Genomic DNA, 22,253 nt, shown 5'->3' on the forward strand with positions numbered 1-22,253 from the left:
AGCGTGACTAGGGCTTCCTCCCATCTTCGAGGCAAAACTAGAGCATGACAACTAGCCTCTCCATTCGCGTTCAATGCAAACGAGATCAAAGCCTTCAGAAGACCGCGTCGCGTGGATAGCTGAACTTCCCGAGCACCTTCAGTGAATCCCGGAGGGGCAGATACCAGACCGTCAGCAGGCTGTCCTTATTCAAGCTCCAGGTGAACTCTAGGATCTGCGTCCGATGCGCCCTGCGCTCTTCGTCCGAAAACAGATCTTCTATCGGCGCCCTAAACTCATCGTGCCCTTCGGAGAGGATGAAGCTGTCCCGTCTCAAGGGGCTGTAGAGCTGATCTAGCTCGTCGATGGAGTAGGTGCTGGGGGACTTGGAGCGAAGAGTTCCCTCCTGCCCTGATCCCTTCTGAGAGGAGCACGATAGCCCTAGCGATAGAAGGATGCTGGCATACAGTAGGCTTATCCGCATAGGCTAGCAGGTATAGCTATAGACCATGGTCTGATTGGATGAATAGGAAAGCTAGTTGTAGACGTCCGAATACCTTAGTCTCGTGAAGCACTAGAAGAGGAAGACATCCCACACACGGTCAAGTGACTGCTTCGTTGGGAAGAATTCGACCCGCTGTAACTAGATAAAATCAAGCAATCTGATGGATTCTTCTTGAGATGTGAGCGTCAAGGCAAAAGAGTCTAATAGCTCTTCAAAACTTTCAGCTTCAACACTAAACTCCTCAAACATAGGCTCGCGCCCATAGATGATCTTCCCCTTATTTGCTCCAAATATACCAATCGCAAGGTAGGCGTATCCGTTCCTAAGGGAATAGGCAAAGGGAAGATAACTATCCCAGAACTCTGTCAGAAACGCCTTCTCGTCATCATCCCCATCTTCTTCTGCGGCTTGAATACTCAGCTTCTCGTATTCATCCCAAGAGAAGCCTGCATCATTGCTCTCAAGATAGTCTGAATAGGATAGGAACCACGAGTCCTCGCCACTACTCGACAGCTCTTGAAAGCTATGGATGAAAGCCTGAAAGCCCTGTGGCGTTGCTTTGATTAGATTGAGGGCTCGATTAGACGCTGAAGAAAGATCATCTCCTTGCTTTTCGGTCAAAGGTCTAAAAGACCATCCTTTTTGAAGGAGGAGTTCGATAAACCAACTATAGCTATTCATTGCTTCTGATACGTCTTTAGTTCTTATAGCATCTGATCATTTGATAGGTATGGCGAGATGAGCTCGTCTATCACAAGCATCTCTCCATACCTATTAAGAATCGGCTTGACGTTTGTATTGGTCTTCTTGACTACTACATACATGATATAATCGTAACCAAAATGAATCTCTAGACCATCATTGACCAGCTTAGCCCAACACTCATCTCTAAGGATAGCTTGTGTTACAAAAGAAAGACTTTCTAGACCGACGCTTTGCCCTTCTCTTAGAGCAAAGGTATCATAGTTTTCAAGTTCCTTTATGGTAAAGAAGTTAATGCCCATCTCCCGGGCAAGCTCTAACAACAAATCTATATATAGACTTTCCACATGGAGATACTCCTCTTCGGATACCAGCTTCCCAATATCGAAGAAGCTATTCCATACAGCTCCATTTCGAATACGTACTGAATACATCACTAATCTCTTATACTGTTCAAGTTTCTACCGTCTATCCCTGGCCTAGTTCATTTAGGACTCGATAGTTGGAAGCACCTCTGACTTTAGCTTCTCGTAGTAGGGGAACCAGTTCTTATATCTGTCTTCTGAGAAAACGAGATCACATTCCTATAGCTCTTCTCTTATTAAATAAATATTAGTCTTCTGTTGAGTCCAGTGAGAAGCCTCACAATTACTCGTCTTCATTCGATTAGTAACCCCCGATAGACGACATCAGCTTCCGCAACGACTCGACAAGAGATCTTCTTAGCCAAGATACACTTAGCCCTTTGGAGATCTTCAAGTTCTCCTGCCAAAACAACAGCGTTATAAGATCCCGTGGATAGGATGAATTCGGATACATGCAGATAGTATTCATCAAGAATATCCTCTAGAGGATATTGCAGACATTCTCCTTCCTCTAGTTTGAAACTTATAGGCATCCTAAAGCATGTATCCCCTTCATCCTCTAGATCACGATAAATACCCTCTTCGATAGACCGATAACATGACGGTATGGTATAGGCTTCACCATCTAATAGTGCTATTCCTTCATTACGATGTTCTATTATCGTCATAGGTAGTACGCCCAGTTGATAGCTTATTTCAAAGCCAAATGGACATAAGCAACTCGCTATATCATTTGCCAAGGTTCTAATACTCCCCCTTCCTCTGCGAACCAACGGAAGTACCTGGTAAGTGAATCTTCATCATCTAAGAGTTTATCATAACTCATCGTAGAGTTGAGCTTGCCTGCCTTAGGTTCATAGGTTATCCTTAGACTAGAGGGAAGCTCTCGTCCATCATCTTGAAAGCTTGCTCGTATTTTCTGAGCGATCGCATTACCATTTGAATTCAACCTCTTCTGATTCTCATCAGAGACATCAATTTGTTTTGTGGTAGCATATTCATTAAGCTTATGTTTAAGCGATAGGCACTCGTTAATCTTGAAAAACACCAAGTATTGGACTGATCGTTCAAGAGAGATGTAGATGTAGATACAGTCCATGTCCGAACTATACCCCGTATACTCCAATGCGTTGTGTAGTGCATCTTCTATGAGATGCGTAAAATTCTTATCAAAGTCCGTTGTTGCCATATTATTTATTAGGGATGATTACTGTCTCCTTCAATTTAGTAATCTGGCTTGAAACCACTAGTCCCAAACTTCCGCACTCCTGGTAATACAATCATAGTTTCTGGGCCTCTTGATAGAGCTGATAAGCACCCAGGCTTACCGATAGCGCATCAGGAGTTGAGAACTATAGCCTTGGTCATGTAGCCAGCTTGAGAAGAAGAGCCCCCCTTTGGCTCAGCTGAAGTAGCTAGTTTATCTTTGCCTATCTATGTATACCCATAGTTTATTACTATCCCTTTTAATCAACCACAAAGATAGGCACTTGAAGAATGCTAGAGGATTACTATGCCTTTAAGGACTGGACTGGGATCAAAAGCGCCTATCAGCTTACCCGTAAGCGCTGTGACTAGCGCTCGGGCAAGGAGACAATAGAAGTCTCCTATTACATCAGTTCGATGGAGGATAACAAACATGTCTTCCGAGCCATCCACAATCACTGAACCACCTACACTACATGCTGGATATTGCTTGTTCTTCACGCCGTGACGCCAAGAATGCGTATCTTTGAAGCTAGTAAGAGACGCCTAGCACGGACTGAGCGTTAGGACGGAACAAGAAAGAAGGAGATATATGCCCAAGCAAAGAGGTCTCTGGCCTTTTGTATTCTACATCATCGTACTGCTAGCCTCGGTAGCAGCCCTTTGGGGCACGCTACAGCTAGGCGGAGGACTGGCCGAGAGCAGCACCCCGCAGCTAGCAGCAGCGAGCGGAGCAAGGGCCTTCGAAGACTTCACAGCTAGCGTCCAGCACCACTTGCAGTCTACCATCGGGCTACTGCTGCTCCAGATCCTCGTGATCCTTATGGCAGCGCGTATGATGGGCTGGATCTTCCGCAAGCTACGCCAGCCCGCTGTCATCGGGGAGATCGTAGCTGGGATTCTCTTAGGCCCCTCCCTCTTCGGCCGCCTAGCCCCCGAGGCCTTCACCACAATCTTCCCCACAGAGAGTCTGCCGAATGTACAGCTGCTCAGCAACTTCGGCCTGATCCTCTTCATGTTCGTCGTCGGGATGGAGCTCCGCCTAAGCGACATCCGTCGCCAGCTCAAGGGCAGCCTCATCATCAGCCACAGCGGCATCTTCCTCCCCTTCGTCCTTTCCCTCCCCCTTAGCTATACCATCTATACCGAGTACGCCGCGAGCTATACGGGCTTCGTCCCCTTCGCGCTCTTCATCGGTATCGCCATGAGCATCACGGCCTTCCCCGTGCTGGCACGCATCATCCAGGAGAACAATCTACTGCGCACCCACCTCGGCAAGCTCTCGCTCTCGACAGCCGCCGCGGGCGACATCACGGCCTGGCTGATGCTGGCGGCGATCATCGCCATATCGGGCAGCGGCAGTCTGCTCTCCACGGGCTACAACCTCCTCTTCCTCATCGTATATCTACTGCTGATGTTTGGGCTGATCCGCCCGCTCTTCCGTGCTGCAGGCAAGGTCTACAACAACACGGAGGTCATTAGTCATGGCATGGTCGGGGTGATCTTCATCCTCCTGCTCCTCTCCTCCTTCATCACCGAGCTGCTGAGCATGCACGCCCTCTTCGGCGCCTTCATGCTGGGGCTCGTCATGCCTGAGGACCTATCCTTCCGCAAGATCATTACGGACAAGGTCGAGGAGGTAGCACTGCTACTCTTCCTCCCGCTCTTCTTTGTCTCCAGCGGTCTGCAGACCGAACTGGGCCTCATCGACAGCCCCGAGAAGTGGATTCTCCTAGGACTCTTCACGCTGGTGGCTGTGGTGGGGAAGGTCGGAGGCACCTACATCGCGGCACGTGCCTGTGGCGAGTCGCCGAAGGATAGCATCTACCTCGGTGCCTTCATGAATACTCGTGGGCTGATGGAGCTCGTCGTCCTGGGTATCGGCTACGAGATGCGTATCCTGCCTCCTGCCATCTACGCCGTCCTAGTGCTGATGACGGTGATCACGACCGTGATGACGATGCCGATGGTGCACTTCATCAACTGGGTCAACAAGCTGCTGGAGCGTCGCAGCGACCGCATCGAACAGCTGGATAGGGCCTCCGGGCTCAAGGTACTGCTCTCCTTCGGGCGTCCAAGCTCGGGCGTCACACTGCTACGCCTGACGGACCAGCTGCTGCGTCGTGGTGAGGTACATCCCCACGTCACGGCCCTGCACATCACGACCGACCAGGACATCAACTCTATAGACGCGGACAAGTACTTCGCCGATAGCTTCGCCCCCATCCTAGCCGAAGCGGAGCAGCTTGCCCAGCCCATCGAGACCTCCTATCAGATTTCGGACAAGGTAGAGAGCACCATCCTCACCAAGCTCGTGCAGGAGCGCTACAACCTGCTCATCGTCGGGGCAGGCGTACGCTTCTCCTCCGAGGCAGACGACCAGGAGGCCGTCTCGATGCGTGAGGAGATGCGCCGACGCGTCGGAGCCTTCTCCGTGCACACGACCGAGGCTCTGCTGTCCATCCACAGCATGCTGCGCGACAAGATGCAGTTCTTCATCGATCGCGCGCCCTGCTCGGTGGGGATCCTGGTGAGCCGCTCCTTCGAGACGCCTAGAGAGATCGTCCTCTACCTGGCACAGCAGGAAGATCTACGGATGCTGCCCTATGCCCGCACCATGGCGCAGAACAACGGCACCCAGCTGCAGCTCGTGGTCTCCGAGCAGCTGCAGCGTGCGGGCTTCACGCTCCACGAGGGGGAGCGCATCGTCAGCCAGCAGCTACAGACCCTCCCCGAGGGCTGCGAGCTGGCAATCATCAGCGGCGAGCTGTGGCAGGATACCTTCGAGCACAACAAGGCCCTCCTGGCTAGTCTCCCCTCGACACTCATACTGAACCTCAAGTAACGACTATACTCACTCACTGAAGTCCCTCTGGTGGGACACACGAAAGCCTATGACAAAGATCGCAAGCAATGACCCCTGGCTCAAGCCCTACGAAGAGCGCATCCGTCGCCGTATGGAGTTCACCCATGCTCGTGAGCGCTCGTTGACCCAGGGCGGAGATATATCGCTAGAGCAGTTCGCCGATGGCTACCTCTACTATGGACTACATCATGACGAACGAGGCTGCTGGATCCTACGCGAGTTCCTCCCCGGGGCTCAGAGCGTCTACCTCATCGGCTCCTTCAATGACTGGCAGGTGATGTCAGTCTGGAAGCTCAAGCGCATCGACGACTACGGCAGCTGGGAGATCAAGGTAGCCGAGCAGGCCCTCAAGCATGGCGACCACTACCGCCTCTTCGTACACTGGGGCCATGGCTGTGGGGAGCGTATCCCCGCCTGGGCTACCCGCGTAGTACAAGACGAGCAGACTGGCATCTTCAGCGCACAGGTATGGGATCCCAAGGAGGCCTACACCTTCCGCTACGCCCGCCCCAGCCGCAGCGAGGAGCCACTGCTGATCTACGAATGTCATATCGGGATGTCCTCCGAGGAGGGTAAGGTAAATAGCTACGAAGCCTTCCGCACGGACGTGCTGCCCCGCATCGCAGAGCTAGGCTACAATGCCATCCAGATCATGGCCGTGCAGGAGCACCCTTATTACGGTTCCTTCGGCTACCATGTATCGAACTTCTTTGCTCCCAGCAGCCGCTTCGGCACACCAGACGAACTGAAGGCACTCATTGACGAGGCACACCGCCTGGGGCTACGTGTCATCATGGACCTCGTCCATAGCCATGCGGTGAAGAACGAGGTCGAGGGTCTGGCCAAATACGACGGCTCGCGTACGCTCTTCTTCCACGAAGGGCCCCGCGGAGAGCACCCCGCCTGGGACTCGCTCTGCTTCGACTACGGGCGCAACAACGTCGTCCACTTCCTCCTCTCCAACTGCAAGTACTGGCTTGAGGTCTTCAACTTCGACGGCTTCCGCTTCGACGGCGTCTCCTCTATGCTCTACTACAACCATGGGCTCGGGGAGAACTTCACCTCCTACGCCGACTACTTCAACGGGCATCAGGATGCCGAGGCTATGGCCTACCTGACGCTGGCCAATAAGCTCATCCACCAGATCTACCCCGAGGCCATCACCATCGCTGAGGAGGTCAGCGGCATGCCAGGACTGGCGGCCCCCATCGAGGACGGCGGCTTTGGCTTCGACTACCGCCTGGCGATGAATATCCCCGACTTCTGGACGCAGCTCATCAAGGAGCGCCCCGACGAAGCCTGGACCCCTGGAGCCATCTGGCACGAGCTGACCAACCGCCGCGAGGATGAGCAGACCATCAGCTACGCTGAGAGCCATGACCAGGCCCTCGTAGGGGACAAGACCCTCATCTTCCGCCTAGCGGATGCCGACATGTACTGGCACATGAGCCGTCTGTCGCGCAGCATCACCACCGACCGTGCCGTCGCCCTGCACAAGCTCATCCGTCTGGCCACTGCCTCGACGATGAACGGCGGCTACCTCAACTTCATGGGCAACGAGTTCGGTCACCCCGAGTGGATCGACTTTCCCCGTGAGGGCAATGGCTGGTCCTACCACTACGCTCGCCGTCAGTGGAGCCTAGCCGATAATAAGGATCTACTCTACCACGACCTGCAGAGCTTCGACCACGCGATGCTCGAGCTCCTCAAGTCGCACCAGGACTTCGCTAAGCTCAAGCTCACGCAGTACTGGTCCCAGGATGAGGATCAGGTGCTAGCCTTCGGTCGCGGCGACCTCCTCTTTGTCTTTAATTTCCATCCCACGCAGTCACACACCGACTACCGCCTCCCCGTACCTGCAGGCAGCTATCACATTGTCCTCGATAGCGATGCTGCGGCCTTCGGGGGCTACGAGCTTGTCGATGACCAGCTGGAGCACCTGACACAGCCCCTCCCCGAGGAGCAGCAGGCAGAGCTCCCCAGCGGCCTCGAGGAGCTCTCCCTCTACCTCCCCTCCCGTGTCGCACTCGTACTACGACGCAAGTAACCCTTATAGGCACGCCCTATCCCTTACCGCTATAACCTATACACATCATGAGTATTGATACTAAGAACGTAGCCATCTTTGCTGGCTCGGCATCGCTTGACCTCGCGGCTAAGATCGCCGAGGGGCTCGGCATTAACCTCGGCGACATGCAGGTAGAGCACTTCGCCGACGGAGAGTTCTCTGTCTACTACAAGGACAGCATCCGTGGCAAGGATGTCTTCCTCGTGCAGTCGACCTACCCCTCCTCCGACAATCTGATGGAGCTGCTGCTGATGATCGACGCTGCTAAGCGCGCCTCGGCACACTACATCGCTGCCGTCATCCCCTACTTTGGCTGGGCCCGTCAGGATCGTAAGGACAAGCCTCGTGTATCGATCGGTGCTAAGCTCATCGCTGACATGCTCAGCGTGGCTGGGGTGACGCGCCTCATCACGATGGACCTGCATGCCGATCAGATCCAGGGCTTCTTCAACGTGCCCGTCGACCACCTCTATGCCTCTACGGTCTTCGTCGACTATCTACGTAAGAGCTCGGACCTGGAGAATACAGTCATCGCTACGCCTGACGTCGGTGGTGCCAAGCGTGCCAACTCCTACGCGAAGTTCCTCGGGGTACCCATGGTGATCTGTCACAAGAGCCGAGCCAAGGCCAACGAAGTCGCCGAGATGACCATCATCGGTGAGGTCGAGGGCAAGGATGTGATCCTCGTAGACGACATCGTCGACACGGCTGGGACGATCTGTAAGGCTGCTGACCTGATGATCAAGAACGGTGCTCGCAGCGTCCGCGCTATCGCCAGCCATGCCGTACTGAGCGATCCCGCTACGGAGCGTATCGATGCCTCTGCCCTGAAGGAGATCATCTTCACCGACTCCATCCCCTTACGCAAGCACTCGGATAAGATCCGCATCGTCTCTACGGCGAGCGTCTTCGCTGAGGCCATCAAGCGCGTGATCAACCACGAGTCGATCAGCATCCTCTACTCGCTCTAGGTTCATTCCTGAGCGGCTAAGCCTGCCCTCTTGGTAAGGGCTAAGGGTAAAAAGGGCGAGCCCCGAGGCATCCACTAGGATGCTTCGGGGCTCGCTTCTTATAATACAGGGTAATGTGCGGAGCGCTCGTACTTACTTCTTATCGCACTTCTTGCCTGCCTTGTTGCACTGCTGAGCATTCTGCTTATCGCACTTCTGCCCTTCCTTGCAGCACTGCTGCCCGTTCTGCTTGTCGCACTTTTGGCCATCCTTGCTGCACTGCTGGCCGTTCTGCTTGTCGCACTTCTGACCTTCCTTGCAGCACTTCTGGCCGTTCTGCTTGTCGCACTTCTGGCCATCCTTGCTGCACTGCCCTTCCTTCTTGCAGCTAGCGTCCTGAGTCTTGGCAGCGTCCTGAGCACAGGTGCAGGTCTTACCTTCCTTAGCGCAGGTGCAAGCCTTAGCGCCCTCGGTGTGGCACGCGCAGCCCTTGTCCTTCTTGGCGTGGCAGCTCGCTTCCTTCTTGGTGGGCTCAGCCTTAGTGGGGCTCTGTGCATAGGCGCCGAGGCTGATGGTGAGGACGGCAGCGAGTGCCAATAGATACTTCTTCATCTCTGTAGGTGATGTTTATGAGGTTAGATATTGTATTACTTTGGGCGCTCGCAGGACCCAGGCCAAGCCTTAGCCTTGCTGAGCGTCCGTATAAGATAACGCTCTAGGCGGGCATTTAGTTTACTCCTACCTCTATTTCCCCTAATCCTATCGCAAACCTTGCGAAGTGCTGCTAAGCGCTCGGCCTAGATCTAGCTCAAATCTAGGCCTGAGCTAAGGTGGGCAGTCTCGCCCGCACCTCCATAGTCTCACGCGGAGCAGGGAGAAAGAGAAAGCCACGCCTCGGGAGAGACGTGGCTTCCACCCCTGAGGGGCAGAGCTCGACCCTGTTCTGCGCCGAGTCGAGCCCGCTCAGATCAGGTGTTTACTTGCGCTTAGCGGCCTTCTTAGCGGGGGCAGCCTTCTTGACGGGCTGTGCTGGAGCTTCAGCGGCCTTAGCCTCAGCTGCAGGCTTGGAGAAGTCGATGGACTCGATGAGCGCCGTGAGGTCACCCAGCTTGGGCTCACCTACCTCGAGCGTACCGTTGTCGATCGCAGCCTTCTTGTCCTCCTGCTTCTGCTGGTAGTAGACGCTACCGAGGAGCCCCTTGACATTGTCGGGCATCGTCTTGTAGGCGATCTCCAGAGCAGGGATAGCTGCCTTGAGGAGGTCATCGGCTACCTTAGCCTCAGCCTGGGTGATGTTGGGGTTCTCGTACATCTTAGCCGCAGCGTTGTAGAGAGCCTGACCGAGGTAGAGGTTCGCATTGCCGTCAGTGGGGTTAGCCAGGGCGCTCTTGTAGTACCAGCCGAGGGCCTTCTTCAGGTCGGTGCGCTCGTAGTAGTTACCCATCATGAGCAGCGCCATAGCGTCCTTGGGGTTGGTAGCCAGCTTGCTCTCGAGGTACTTCATAGCCTCCTCGCCCTTGTTCTGATTCTGATAGATGGTAACGATGTTGGCGACGAAGAAGGGGATCTCGGGTGCGAGCTTGTCCCCCTCGATCAGCACGGGGATGGCGCCGAGGCTGTCCTTAGCGTTGAGGTAGGAGGCAGCTACCATCTGCAGGAGCTCCTTCTTGTTGGTCGCGATGTCGCCGTGCTTCTTGTACAGCTCGACGGTCGTGGGGTGCTCTCCTGCGGTGTAGGCCGAGGCGATAGCGTAGTAGGCGATATTCATCGCATTGGAGTCAATGACCGCTACATCCTTATCGTCAGCGAAGAGGGGCGAGCGCTTAACCTCGAGGAACTTGCCGAAGGCGTCCGCAGCGTGTGCATAGTCCTTCTTCTCGAAGTAGTAGGAGCCAGCGTTGATGAGCTGCTGGTAGTCGGTGTGGAGGGCTTCCTTAGCCTTCTTGGCATACTTCAGCGACACCTTACCCTTATCGTCGGGCTGGCTCTCGAGCTGGTAGAGCTGCATCCACGCGGGGACGACAGCGACCAGGGCGGTGAACATAGGTGCCTGGTCGGCCTCCTTGTTCAGCAGCGTCTTCTTCTGCTCAGCGGTGAAGTGCTCACGCTCGATGAGACCAGCGACGTACCAGGTATAGGGGTCGTTCTTCGTCTCATCGTTAGCCAGAGCCTCCTTGATGAGGCGGCGTGCTTCGGCGAAGTCCGCCTTATCACCCGCACCTGCGATCTTCTCCGCGGCCTTGACATTGGCCACCTGAGCATAGGCTCCTGCTGCGCTCATCAGACCGAGAGCTACAGCGCATAGTAGTTTCTTCATTGTGGTTTCTCTTTAATGATAGTGTGATGTTTACTTATTGAGATCTTCGTCCATAGCTCTGTCGAGCAGCTCCTGGGGGAGCTGGTCCTGAGTGGCTGTGCCCTCAGCGAGCTCGGGGGCTACGGACGTAGCTGTTGGGTCTAGCTCCTCAGAGAGCTCGGGCTCGTCCTCCTCGGTCAGCACACGGCAGACAGAGGCGATCTCGTCGCCACGCTTCTTGAGGTCGATGATGCGTACCCCCTGGGTAGCACGTCCCTGCACGCTGATGTCGCGAGCATGGACACGGATGGTAATGCCGCTGCGGTTGATGATCATCAGGTCATGCTCATCGGTGATCGCGCTGAAGGCCACCAGCTCACCTGTCTTGTCGGTGATGTTGAGCGTCTTGACGCCCTTGGTGCCGCGGTTGGTCTTGCGGTAGTCCTCGACGAGGGAGCGCTTGCCATAGCCCTGCTCACTGACTACGAGGATCGTCTCCTCGGTGTCGGCCTCGACGGCGAGCATCCCGACGACCTCGTCGCGGCCGTCCTCATCGAGCGTCATACCACGTACCCCCATAGCATTACGCCCAGTGGCACGTACGGCATCCTCGGCGAAGCGCACCGCGCGACCGTTGCGGTTGGCGATGAGCACCTCCTTGCGCCCGTTGGTCAGCGCGACATCCACCAGCTGGTCGCCCTCGGCGAGGTTGATGGCGATGATCCCGTTGGCACGGGGGCGGGAGTAAGCCTCCAGCAGGGTCTTCTTGATGACCCCGCGCTTGGTGCAGAAGAGCAGGTAGTGCGAGCTGACGAAGTCCTGATCCTTCGTCAGGTTCTTGACGCGAATGAAGGCATTGACGCGGTCGCCAGGCTCGAAGTTGAGGAGGTTCTGCAGGGCACGGCCCTTGGTGTTCTTCGCCCCCTCGGGGATCTCGTAGACCTTGAGCCAGTAGCAGCGCCCCATCTGGGTGAAGAGCAGCATCGTGGCGTGCATCGAGGCCGAGTAGATGTACTCGATGAAGTCCTCGTCGCGCGTGTCGCTGCCCTTGGCACCAACACCGCCGCGCGCCTGGGAGCGGAACTCGCTCAGCGGCGTACGCTTGATATAGCCGTGGTGCGAGATGGTGATGATCATCTCGTCATCGGCGTAGAAGTCCTCGGGATTGAATTCCTCGGCTGCGTAGATGATCTCGCTGCGACGCTCGTCGGCGTACTTCTCCTTGATCTCCAGCAGCTCCTCACGGATGAGGGCGGCGCGCAGCTCCTTGTCGGCCAAGAGGGCCTTGAGGTGCGCGATCTCCTTGACCAAGGCCTCGTACTCGGCACGCAGCTTGTCACGCTCGAGGCCGGTGAGGGCACGCAGACGCATATCTACGATGGCACGTGCCTGCAGGAGCGAGAGGTTGAAGCGCACCATCAGCTGCTCGATGGCCTCCTGGGGCTCGCTCGCAGCGCGGATGATGCGGATGACCTCGTCGATATTGTCTACGGCGATGATCAGCCCCTCGAGGATGTGGACGCGCTCCTCGGCCTTGCGCAGGTCGTACTGCGTGCGGCGGTAGACGACGTCGTGGCGGTGCTCGATGAAGTGATGGATCAGGTCGCGCAGGTTCAGCAGCTGGGGGCGACCCTGTCTGTCCTCGGGGCGCTGCTTGACCAGCGCGATATTGTTGACACTGAAGGAGCTCTGCAGCGCCGTCATCTTATAGAGCTTGTTGAGGACGACGCCCGAGTTGGCATCGCGCTTGACATCGATGACGATGCGTATCCCCTTACGGTTCGACTCGTCGGCGATACCCGAGATGCCGTCCAGCTTCTTGTCATTGATCAGGTCGGCGATACTCTTGACGAGCTCGGACTTATTGACCTGGTAGGGGATCTCGGTGACGATGATGCGCTCGTGATTATTGTGCACCTCGATCTCGCAGCGGCTGCGGATGATGATGCGGCCACGGCCGGTCTCGAAGGCCTCACGGACTCCAGCATAGCCGTAGATGAAGCCTCCCGTCGGGAAGTCGGGGGCCTTGATGTAGCTCATCAGGCCAGCCACGTCGATATCGCCCTTGCTGTCAATGTAGGCGACACAGGCGTCGATGGACTCCCCGAGGTTGTGCGGAGCCATATTGGTGGCCATACCTACGGCGATCCCTGCCGAGCCATTGACCAGGAGGTTGGGGAAGCGCGCGGGCAGTACCGTGGGCTCCGTCGTGGAGTCGTCGAAGTTGTTCTGGAAGTCTACCGTATCCTTCTCGATGTCGCGCAGCATCTCGCTGGCGAGCTTATTCAGGCGCGACTCGGTGTAACGCATAGCAGCGGGCGAGTCCCCGTCGATGGAGCCGAAGTTACCCTGTCCCTGGACGAGGGGGTAGCGGAGGTTCCACGGCTGAGCCAGGCGTACCAGCGTCCCATAGATGGAGGAGTCCCCGTGGGGGTGATAGTACTTCATCACCTGCCCGACGGCGCTGGCGCACTTACGCGTAGGCTTGTCGTAGGTATTCCCGTCTTCATTCATTGCATAGAGCACACGACGATGTACGGGCTTGAAGCCGTCACGTACATCAGGCAGAGCACGGGAGACGATGACCGACATAGAGTAGTCTATGTAGGCCGACTTCATCTCGTCCTCGATCGTGATATCTATGATCCTATCTTCGCGATCCTGCATGCTTAATCTTAATACCTTATTATAATAGCTATCAGTGCAAAGCCCTCTGAGGCCCTACACTATCAAGGCTCTAAATTACGAAAAAAGCCGCAGCCCCCCAAATCCTCCGTCCCGAGGCTCTCCGCCCCGCTCCCCCTCCCCTGAGGGCGCTCCCGAGGGATAGCCCTCAGCCCCGCTGACTGATATCCATCACCCCCACTGACTGATATCCCTCAGCGGCCCGACTGACGTCCCTCGAGGAGCTGACGGATATCCCTCGCCGCGCCCCCAGGCTAGGCAGGAGCTTCCGCTGGGCGCGGGAGGTCGTCAACCCAGCCCAGCCCGCCGCAAGGCTCGGAAGCAGGAGGGAAGAATTCGTACCTTTGCAGTAGTATCCCTACACCTCCACGCTCTAGGACGCTACCCACATGACGCTCGACGAACTACGTAAGATCCTCCCCACCCTCCCCGAATCCCCCGGCTGCTATCTATACAGAGGTAGCGAGGGGCAGATCATCTATGTGGGCAAGGCGAAGAACCTACGCCGACGCGTCAGCAGCTACTTCCAGCGTGAGGTGCAGAGCGCCAAGACACGCCTCCTAGTGCGTCAGATACGCAGCGTAGAGTACGTCGTCGTAGGTAGCGAGGCCGAGGCCCTCATCCTCGAGAACTCGCTGATCAAGGAGCACCAGCCCCGCTACAACATCCTCCTCAAGGACGACAAGACCTACCCCGAGGTCGTCATCCACAACGAGCCCTTCCCCCGCATCCGCGTCGAGCGACGCCCCGCACGGGACGGCTCCCAGCGCTTCGGCCCCTACCCCGATGTAGGCATGGCACACGCTACCGTGGATATGGTACGCGACCTCTACCCCATACGCACCTGCGACCTCGACCTAAGCCCCGCCAAGATCGCCCAGGGCAAGTACAAGGAATGCTTGCAGTACCACATCAAGAAGTGCAAGGCCCCCTGCATCGGCCTACAGAGCCTCGAGGAGTACGAGCACAACGTCCGCGAGATCGCCTCACTGCTGCGCGGCGACCTCAAGACCGTCATCCAGCTCTACCGCGACGAGATGCAGCAGCTGGCCTCAGCCCTGCGCTTCGAGGAGGCACAGATCTACAAGGAGCGCCTGCAGTACCTCGAGAACTATCAGGTCAAGCACACCGTGGCGCCACACCACATACACAACGTGGACGTCTTCAGCTGCATCGAGGACGAGGACGGCTCGATCTGCGTCAACTTCATGCACATCACTCAGGGTATGGTCACCAAGGTCTACACCCTCGAGTACCACAGCCAGCTGGAGGGCGAGACGCGTGAGGAGCTCTTCGCCAGTGCCATCACCGAGCTGCGCCAGCGCTTCGCCTCGCGTGCTCGGGAGCTGATCCTGCCCTTCGACCCAGGCTGGGAGGCAGGCCCAGGCATCACCATCACCATCCCCCAGCGCGGGGACAAGAAGCGCCTGCTGGAGCTGAGCGAGCGCAACGTGCGGCAGTACAAGGTCGACAAGTACAAGCGTGCCGAGCGGCTCAACCCCGACCAGCGCCTCATGCAGATCCTCACCGAGCTGCGCCAGGCGCTCGGCCTCGACAAGCCCCCCATGCATATCGAGTGCTTCGACAACTCCAACGTGCAGGGCTCGGATGCCGTGGCTGCCTGCGTCGTCTTCAAGCGCGGCCGCCCATCCAAGAAGGACTACCGCAAGTTCACCATCCGCTCGGTCGAGGGGCCCGACGACTACGCCTCCATGCGTGAGGTCGTGGAGCGCCGCTACCGCAAGCTCCTCAGCGAGGAGGAGCCCCTACCCGACCTCATCCTCGCCGACGGGGGCAAGGGGCAGATCGGGGCGATACGTGACGCGCTGGCCGTCCTCGAGCTCGACATTCCCGTGGCGGGCCTCGTCAAGGATGAGCGCCATCGCACCTCCGCCCTCCTCTATGGCAAGGAGCAGCTCCACGAGATCCCCGTGAAGCACCACAGCGCGACCTTCCGCCTGCTGGAGCAGATCCAGGCCGAGGTGCACCGCTTCGCCATCACCTTCCACCGCGACAAGCGCAGCAAGAGCCAGCTCTCCTCGCGCCTGGACTACATCAAGGGGATAGGCCCCAAGACCAAGGACGAACTGCTGCGCCACTTCCACAGCGTGCAGGCCATCTCGACGGCCTCCCTCGAGGAGCTCGCCAAGCCCATAGGCCCTGCCAAGGGGCGCATCGTCTACGAGCACTTCCACTCCGAGCAGCCCAGCACGGAGGGCTAAGGCTGCTTGCCCCTAGGCTCAGGCTCACACTCCCTACTCCGCTCTCGATCAAGCACCAAGGCACAGCGCCACTCCCTAGACTGGTAGGGAGCGGCGCTGTGCCTTGGGTATCGGGGTGTAGGCTAAGGGGGCTTAGTCGAGGCCGTGCCGCTTGCCCTCCTCGGGGATCTTCGTCCCCTTGCTCTTGTAGAGCTGGTAGCGGCTCATCACCTGATCGACGTAGCGCGCTACGCCCTTGCCGCGAAGGTAGCCCGCACGGCAGACGAGATCGTTGTAGTACTTCGCCTCGCTCTTGAGGTGCAGCAGCGGCTCGATGTCCTCGACCCAGTCGTGGCCGCCCTTGCGGTACTTGGCCGAGAGGCGCAGGACGTCCTCCAGATGCGCTGGGCCCGCATTGTAGGCCGCCAGCGTGATGCGTAGGCGGTTGTCCCCCGCGGGGATGGACTTGAAGATACGCTCCGTCGCCAGGAGGCAGTCCACCGCCACGCGCACCGAGACCTGTGGGTCGAGGAGCTGCTCGGGGCTAGCTCCATAGATGCGCCCCGTGCGCGGCATGATGCCCATGAGCCCGCGCGCGCCCGACCAACCGACGATGTGCGGCTTGAAGTTGGACTCCTGATAGGCGATGGAGGCCAGCAGCTGCCACGGCCAGCCGATGCGCTTTGCCTCGTGCTGGAAGATGTGGTCGAAGGGCGAGATCCCGCCCTCATGGATGTGCGCTAGCTCTCCGCGCCAGCGGTAGCGCTTGTTGTCCGTCAGCGTCTTGGGTAGCTGGTGGGGCTCCTCCTCGGGGAGTTCGCTTTTGTTGAGCTCGAAGTAGCGGCGGTAGATCTCACTGGCCTCATCCTGCCGCGGCAGCTGCGCCGCCCAGCGGTCGAGTGCCTCCGCCAGTCCTCTACGCTCGGGGGAGGTGAACCAGCGCAGGCGCTGCTTGAAGCCCACTTCCAGCGAGACATCGATATTCGGGTAGTAGGTCTTGGCCAGCCGCGCCAGCTCCTGATCGATGATGGTATAGTCGATCTTGTGGGTCGCCACCTGATCGATCAGGTCCTCGCTATTGGTCGTATCGGAGTCGATGAGGGCTAGCTTGATGGGCCCACCCAGCTGGGCCTCCAGATGACGGATACGGTCGGCCGCACGCGTGCCGCGCAGCACTGTGACGGGACGCCCCAGCAGCTCGGAGACATTGCGTATGTAGTGCGTGCTGTCCGTCCCTGCGGCACGGCGTCGCTGCACGAGTACGAGCCCCGAGAGCTCCTCAGGCCCCGCGAAGCGCAGCTCATCCTTGCTGCTGCGGGTGACGGCATGCGGCGTGATGCAGAGGTCGGCCTTACCCGAGCGCACCAGCGCTACCGCCTCATCCATGTGATGGGCGACGAAGAGCTCCATAGGCAGCCCCTGCTCCTCAGCGAAGAGGCGCACGAGCTCGTACTGGTAGCCCATGGGCTCATCCTTGTAGGTGAAGAAGGTCGTTGCCCCCGAGAGGGTGACGACGCGCAGCGTATCGGGGAGGCGTAGCTCGGCCTCCAGACGCCGCTGCTCGGCCGTACGCTGGAGCTTGCGCTGCAGCATGAGGCTAGTAAACAAAGCGACGAAGAGCCCAGCGATGCCAAGGAGCATTGCTGGACTCTTCCTATATCGCTGCCATAGTCTTCTCATAGCACATGAGGCTTGGGGGGTGATGGCTGCTGAGGCCGTCGGCCGGCTAGTCCTGACGCACTAGCTGCACGACGTTCTCGATATGATGCGTGTGGGGGAACATGTCCACCGCTCGGGACTTGGTGACGACATAGCGTCCCGAGGCAGTGAGCAGCTGCAGGTCACGAGCCTGCGTGGCGGGGTTGCAGCTGACGTAGACGATACGGCGGGGCGCGGCGCCGAGGATGGTTGTGATGACGTCCTCATGCATCCCGGCACGTGGTGGGTCGGTGATGATCACGTCGGGCTCACCATGCTGGGCGATGAACTCAGGCGTCAGGATGTCCTTCATATCCCCAGCGTAGAAAAGCGTGTTGTCGATGCCGTTGACGCGACTATTGACCTTGGCGTCCTCGATGGCCTCGGGCACGTATTCGATCCCGACGACAGAGGCACAGCTCCGCGCCACGAAGTTGGCGATCGTCCCCGTCCCCGTATAGAGGTCGTAGACATGGTCGCCTGGCTGTAGCTCGGCGAACTCACGGGCTACCTTGTAGAGCTCATAGGCCTGCTCGCTATTGGTCTGGTAGAAGGACTTCGGCCCGATGCGGAAGCGCAGCCCCTCCATCTCTTCCTCGATGTAGTCACGCCCGTAGAAGCAGTGGATCTCTTGGTCGGAGATGGTATCGTTGGCCTTGGCATTGATGACGTAGAGGAGCGCCGTGATCTCAGGGAAGCGCTCCGCGATCGCCCCCAGCAGCGCTTGGCGCGCCTCTTCATCCTCTCGGAAGAAGACGACGACCACCATCAGCTCGCCCGTCGAGGTCGTGCGCATCATCAGCGTACGCATCAGCCCCTCCTGACGCCTTAGGTCGAAGTAAGGGTAGCGCTCGGGCTGGCTGAGGCAATAGTCCCGTACAAAGAGGCGTATATCGTCGAGGATCCCCGCTCCGAGGTGGCAGCGGTCGATGTCCAGCACCTTGTCGAACATCCCTGGTAGGTGGAAGCCCAGTCCCGAGAGCTGCGGCGTGCCGCCCGCCTCCTCGGCGCGCTTCACCTCATCGAGCTCCCCAGGGAAGAGCCAGCGGCGATTGCTGAAGGTGAACTCCAGCTTGTTGCGGTAGCGCTCGCGCCTCTCCGACCCGAGGATGGAATAGTAGGTGCCGACCTCGATCTTACCTATACGCTCTAGGGCATCACGCACGACCTGATCCTTGGTCTCTAGCTGCAGGTCGTAGGGGATGTGCTGCCACTTACAGCCGCCACAGACGGTGAAGTGCGAGCAAAAGGGCTCGGTGCGGCGTGGCGAGGGGCTCGTCAGCTGCTCAATTCGCCCCTCCAGATAGTTGCGCTTGCGTCGGGTGAGCTGGATATCACAGACGTCTCCAGGGGCGCCGAAGGGGACGAAGAGCACCTGCCCCTCGACATGGCTCAGTGCCTTGCCCTCGCCTGCTAGAGCCTCGATCTGTACGCCCCTCAGCAGGGGCAGTTCTTTCTTCTTGCGTGCCAATGTATCGTATAAACCGTGTGAAAAGGATAAGCCCCATAGCCGCGCCTCGCTCCTCGTACTCGAGGGATGAGGCTAGACTATGGGGCCTAGATAGGTGGGTTAAGCGAGGTAGGAGCTGATGAGCACCTTGGACGAATCGGCCAGGGCATCAGCGGCTGCCTGCGTCGGAGCCTCTGTATAGATGCGGATGATGGGCTCCGTATTGCTTCGGCGCACGTTCACCCACTGATCGGGGTAGTCGATCTTGATACCGTCGATGCGGCTGATCTCACCCTCGCCTGCCTGGTCAGCGGCAAAGCGCTCCAGCAGCTCCTGGGCCTCGACGCCTGCAGGGAGCTCCACGCGCTGCTTGCTCATGAAGTAGCTGGGATAGCTCTTGCGTAGCTCACTGACCGAGATCCCACGCCTAGCGAGCAGCGAGAGGAAGAGTGCGATCCCTACGAGGGCATCGCGGCCGTAGTGCAGCTCGGGGTAGATGACGCCGCCATTGCCCTCGCCGCCGATCAGCGCGCCCGTCTCCTTCATCTTCGTCACGACGTTGACCTCGCCGACGGCGCTTGCCTCGTAGCTACCGCCGTGGCGCAGCGTGATATCACGTACAGCACGGGTGGAGCTGAGGTTGGAGACGGTGTTGCCCCCGCCCTTGAGCTCGAGGAGGTAGTCGGCGATCGAGACCAGCGTGTATTCCTCACCGAAGAAGCCTCCCTGCTCGTCGACGATCGCCAGGCGGTCTACATCGGGATCCACAGCGAAGCCCACGTGAGCCCCCTGACGGCGCACCTCCTCTGTAAGCTCAATGAGATGATCGGGCAGCGGCTCGGGGTCGTGGGCAAAGTCCCCCGTAGGCTCATCATTGATACCCGTGATCTGCTGGACGCCCAGCGCCTCTAGGAGGGCGGGCACGGCAATGCCTCCAACAGAGTTGACGCTGTCGAAGACCACACGGAAGCCCGCTCTGCGTATGGCCTCCACATCGACCCCAGGGAGCTCAAGTACCGCCGCGACATGCTCGGCGAGGTAGCTCTGCTGCTCGACGACACGCCCCAGCTCGCCGACCTGGACGAACTGGAGATCCTGGCTCTCGGCAATACGGAGGATCGCCTTGCCCTCTACATCGCTGAGGAACTCGCCACGCGCATTCAGGAGCTTGAGGGCATTCCAATGCTTAGGATTGTGGCTAGCCGTGAGGATGAGCCCCCCATCGGCGCCCTTACCGACGACAGCCACCTCCGTGGTGGGCGTCGTCGCTAGATCGATATCGATGACGTCACAGCCCATACCGACGAGGGCTCCAAGGACAATCTGCTTGACCATGAAGCCCGAGAGGCGTGCGTCGCGTCCCACGACGATGAGCGGACGAGCCTTGCCGCTCTGCTGGCGAATGAACTGTGCGTAGGCTGCTGCGAACTGTGCTGTGCTTACCGGATTGAGCCCATCAGAGATCGAGCCCCCTATGGTGCCTCGGATCCCTGAGATGGATTTGATGAGTGTCATGACTGGATCGTCTGGTTAGATGTAGTGTGCGTGGATGCGACTATAGGTACTTGTAGATAATCTTGCTAAGGTAGATGCTACGCCCCTGCACGTAGGACTCCGAGGGTCCCAGCTCGAAGGGGATGATCAGCTCGAGCTCGGCACCGTCTCCGATATAGCTCACGGGATAGGCGATACCCTCGCACATGAAGCGGTCGAGCGAGCTGGCGAAGGGCACCTGCCCCAGCAGCGTGTAGTGCGTCTCGATACCCCCGCTGTAGTTGGTCATATAGCGGAAGCGCGTAGGCTGATAGGCGGGGTTGGTGATAGAGCTGAAGCTCAGGAGCTCGGGTTCGTCCTCGCGGAAGAGGCGCCCCGTCATCTCGATACTGACGGTCGTCTCCCCGAGTCGAGCGCGACGCGTCATATCACCGCGGTTCTTGACGCGGACGTAGAGGCCGTTGGCGAGCTTGTAGAAGTAGCGGCTATCGGTCTCGGCGGGTAAGGCCTCCTGATTGATATTCTGGATCAGTCCGCCGAAGTGCTCCTTATTTATAAGCTGCTCGATGGCGCGGGTCTGCTCCTTCTTGAGCTGAGAGAGGGGCTTGAAGTCACTCTTCTTCTTGCAGCTGCCCAGCAGCAGAGGGAGGGCAAGGAGGAGCGCGAGTATGCGATAGCTAGTGAGCTTTTTCATTATGCGTAGAGCTTCTAGAGATATGTCCGACGATGCTAGTCATGAGGCTGCGCTGCACGGCTGCTAGCGACGAACCTCTGTAGGTGGCAAAGATAGATATTTTTGGCCTCTTCGATGCTCCCCTGGTACTCCGCTCCCGCAGCATTGCGGTGACCACCGCCGCCAAAAGCCTCCTGCGCCAGCTCATTGACGGGGAAGTCTCCCGTGGAGCGCAGCGAGAGCTTGATCTGCGAGCGGTCTTCGCGGATGAAGCAGGAGCAGTCGATGCCCTCGATGCTGAGCGGCAGGTTGACGAGGCCCTCCGTATCGCCCTTGCTGGCGCCATACTGCTGGAGCTCCTGCTGGCTGAGGGTCAGCACAGCCGCGCGTAGCTCGGGGTAGAGCTCCAGCTTGCGGTCGAGCACATAGCCCTGTAGGCGCAGCTGCTGCTCGGGATTGTGATAGTTAAGTCGGTCGATGATCTGAGCGTAGTCTGCCCCAAGGGCAAGGAGCCCTGAGGCCGTCTCGAAGAGCTCGGGACAGAGGTGGCTGTACATGAAGCGCCCCGTATCGGTGATAATCCCCGTCAGCAGCAGCGTCGCCGCCTCGAGGCTGATCGCCTCGTGGTAGCCAAGGCTAAGGCAGAGCTGGTAGATGAGCTCACAGGTAGCGGAGGCATTAGGGAGGCTGATGCAGTAGTCGAAGTCTGGATCAGGGTCCAGGTGATGGTCGATGAGCAGGCGGCGTGCCCCACTGGCGCGCACCGCCTCGATGAGCGGCGCATGTCGGAGGCGCGTAATGGTATTGTGGTCGAGGTGACAGATGAGGTCGGCCTCCGCAAGGCGCTCCAGACAGCGCTCGGGCTCATCGGCGAAGCAGAGGAGCTCCTCCAGGTGCGGCATCCAGCGGAGGTAGTCCTCGATGCGGTCGGGGCTGATCGCCGTGACCTCAGCCTCGGGGCAGGCGTGCTCTAGGATGAGCTTCCAGCCCAGGATAGAGCCTACGGCGTCCCCATCGGGCGCGGTGTGCGGCAGGATGACGATACGCTTGCTCTCGGCCAGTGCCTCGTGGAGGCTAGCGACGAGGTCGGAGGACCACTGATATTTGCTCATTGA

17 protein-coding genes are annotated in these 22,253 nt (G+C 58.4%); 4 read left to right on the plus strand and 13 right to left on the minus strand.

What is annotated here, in order from left to right; all coding sequences use genetic code 11:
• Nucleotides 1–94 precede the first annotated feature (94 nt).
• The 5 genes from J4862_RS05000 to J4862_RS05020 all read right to left on the minus strand — a co-directional run bounded on the left by J4862_RS05000 (nucleotide 95) and on the right by J4862_RS05020 (nucleotide 2,740).
• Nucleotides 95–463: a hypothetical protein gene (locus J4862_RS05000; RefSeq protein ID WP_211788033.1), complete on the minus strand. Its 369-nt coding sequence runs from the start codon at nucleotides 461–463 to the stop codon at nucleotides 95–97.
• Between the two features lie 159 nt (nucleotides 464–622).
• Nucleotides 623–1,165 (minus strand): hypothetical protein, encoded by a 543-nt coding sequence (locus J4862_RS05005; protein ID WP_211788034.1) that lies wholly within the window; start codon nucleotides 1,163–1,165, stop codon nucleotides 623–625.
• A 23-nt stretch (nucleotides 1,166–1,188) separates the two neighbouring features.
• Nucleotides 1,189–1,620 (minus strand): hypothetical protein, encoded by a 432-nt coding sequence (locus J4862_RS05010; protein ID WP_211788035.1) that lies wholly within the window; start codon nucleotides 1,618–1,620, stop codon nucleotides 1,189–1,191.
• A 224-nt stretch (nucleotides 1,621–1,844) separates the two neighbouring features.
• A complete protein-coding gene (locus J4862_RS05015) occupies nucleotides 1,845–2,219 on the minus strand; it encodes a hypothetical protein (protein ID WP_249107398.1) in 375 nt (124 codons plus the stop codon).
• Nucleotides 2,220–2,275: 56 nt separating this feature from the next.
• Nucleotides 2,276–2,740, minus strand: coding sequence for an immunity protein YezG family protein (locus tag J4862_RS05020; protein ID WP_211788036.1), 465 nt, complete (start codon nucleotides 2,738–2,740; stop codon nucleotides 2,276–2,278).
• Between the two features lie 609 nt (nucleotides 2,741–3,349).
• Between J4862_RS05020 and J4862_RS05025 the strand changes: the two genes are divergently transcribed.
• Genes J4862_RS05025 through J4862_RS05035 form a run of 3 tightly spaced genes read left to right on the plus strand, consistent with a single transcriptional unit; the run spans nucleotide 3,350 to nucleotide 8,662 of the window.
• Entirely contained in the window at nucleotides 3,350–5,602 is a 2,253-nt protein-coding gene (locus tag J4862_RS05025; RefSeq protein WP_211788037.1) for a cation:proton antiporter, read from the plus strand.
• Nucleotides 5,603–5,651: 49 nt separating this feature from the next.
• On the plus strand, nucleotides 5,652–7,670 hold the full coding sequence (locus tag J4862_RS05030) for an alpha amylase C-terminal domain-containing protein (protein WP_211788038.1): 2,019 nt from the start codon (nucleotides 5,652–5,654) through the stop codon (nucleotides 7,668–7,670).
• 47 nt (nucleotides 7,671–7,717) lie between these two features.
• Complete coding sequence (locus J4862_RS05035; protein ID WP_211788039.1) at nucleotides 7,718–8,662, plus strand: ribose-phosphate pyrophosphokinase; 945 nt, start codon at nucleotides 7,718–7,720, stop codon at nucleotides 8,660–8,662.
• A gap of 132 nt (nucleotides 8,663–8,794) precedes the next feature.
• Here J4862_RS05035 and J4862_RS05040 read toward each other — a convergent pair whose 3' ends face one another.
• The 3 genes from J4862_RS05040 to gyrA form a co-directional block, all read right to left on the minus strand.
• Complete coding sequence (locus J4862_RS05040; protein WP_211788040.1) at nucleotides 8,795–9,253, minus strand: hypothetical protein; 459 nt, start codon at nucleotides 9,251–9,253, stop codon at nucleotides 8,795–8,797.
• 364 nt (nucleotides 9,254–9,617) lie between these two features.
• Complete coding sequence (locus J4862_RS05045) at nucleotides 9,618–10,958, minus strand: lipopolysaccharide assembly protein LapB (protein ID WP_211788041.1); 1,341 nt, start codon at nucleotides 10,956–10,958, stop codon at nucleotides 9,618–9,620.
• A 30-nt stretch (nucleotides 10,959–10,988) separates the two neighbouring features.
• Nucleotides 10,989–13,604, minus strand: a complete 2,616-nt coding sequence (gene gyrA / locus J4862_RS05050; protein ID WP_211788042.1) for a DNA gyrase subunit A — start codon at nucleotides 13,602–13,604, stop codon at nucleotides 10,989–10,991.
• Nucleotides 13,605–14,011: 407 nt separating this feature from the next.
• Here gyrA and uvrC point away from each other — a divergent pair, with 407 nt between their 5' ends.
• Nucleotides 14,012–15,844, plus strand: coding sequence for an excinuclease ABC subunit UvrC (gene uvrC, locus J4862_RS05055; RefSeq protein ID WP_211788043.1), 1,833 nt, complete (start codon nucleotides 14,012–14,014; stop codon nucleotides 15,842–15,844).
• Nucleotides 15,845–15,976: 132 nt separating this feature from the next.
• Here the strand turns inward: uvrC and J4862_RS05060 are convergent, their stop codons facing one another.
• From J4862_RS05060 to J4862_RS05080, 5 genes are all read right to left on the minus strand, one after another.
• Nucleotides 15,977–17,464 (minus strand): transglycosylase SLT domain-containing protein, encoded by a 1,488-nt coding sequence (locus J4862_RS05060; protein WP_211788044.1) that lies wholly within the window; start codon nucleotides 17,462–17,464, stop codon nucleotides 15,977–15,979.
• A gap of 85 nt (nucleotides 17,465–17,549) precedes the next feature.
• Nucleotides 17,550–18,992 (minus strand): 23S rRNA (uracil(1939)-C(5))-methyltransferase RlmD, encoded by a 1,443-nt coding sequence (gene rlmD, locus J4862_RS05065; RefSeq protein ID WP_211788045.1) that lies wholly within the window; start codon nucleotides 18,990–18,992, stop codon nucleotides 17,550–17,552.
• Nucleotides 18,993–19,091: 99 nt separating this feature from the next.
• A complete protein-coding gene (glmM, locus tag J4862_RS05070; RefSeq protein ID WP_211788046.1) occupies nucleotides 19,092–20,486 on the minus strand; it encodes a phosphoglucosamine mutase in 1,395 nt (464 codons plus the stop codon).
• A 40-nt stretch (nucleotides 20,487–20,526) separates the two neighbouring features.
• Nucleotides 20,527–21,159, minus strand: coding sequence for a DUF4827 family protein (locus J4862_RS05075; RefSeq protein WP_211788047.1), 633 nt, complete (start codon nucleotides 21,157–21,159; stop codon nucleotides 20,527–20,529).
• Between the two features lie 35 nt (nucleotides 21,160–21,194).
• Nucleotides 21,195–22,250 carry a bifunctional oligoribonuclease/PAP phosphatase NrnA gene (locus tag J4862_RS05080; protein WP_211788048.1) on the minus strand — a complete coding sequence of 352 codons (1,056 nt, stop codon included), beginning with the start codon at nucleotides 22,248–22,250 and terminating at the stop codon, nucleotides 21,195–21,197.
• Nucleotides 22,251–22,253 lie beyond the last annotated feature (3 nt).

This window comes from Porphyromonas sp. oral taxon 275 (assembly GCF_018127745.1).
In the GTDB taxonomy this organism is placed as follows: domain Bacteria; phylum Bacteroidota; class Bacteroidia; order Bacteroidales; family Porphyromonadaceae; genus Porphyromonas.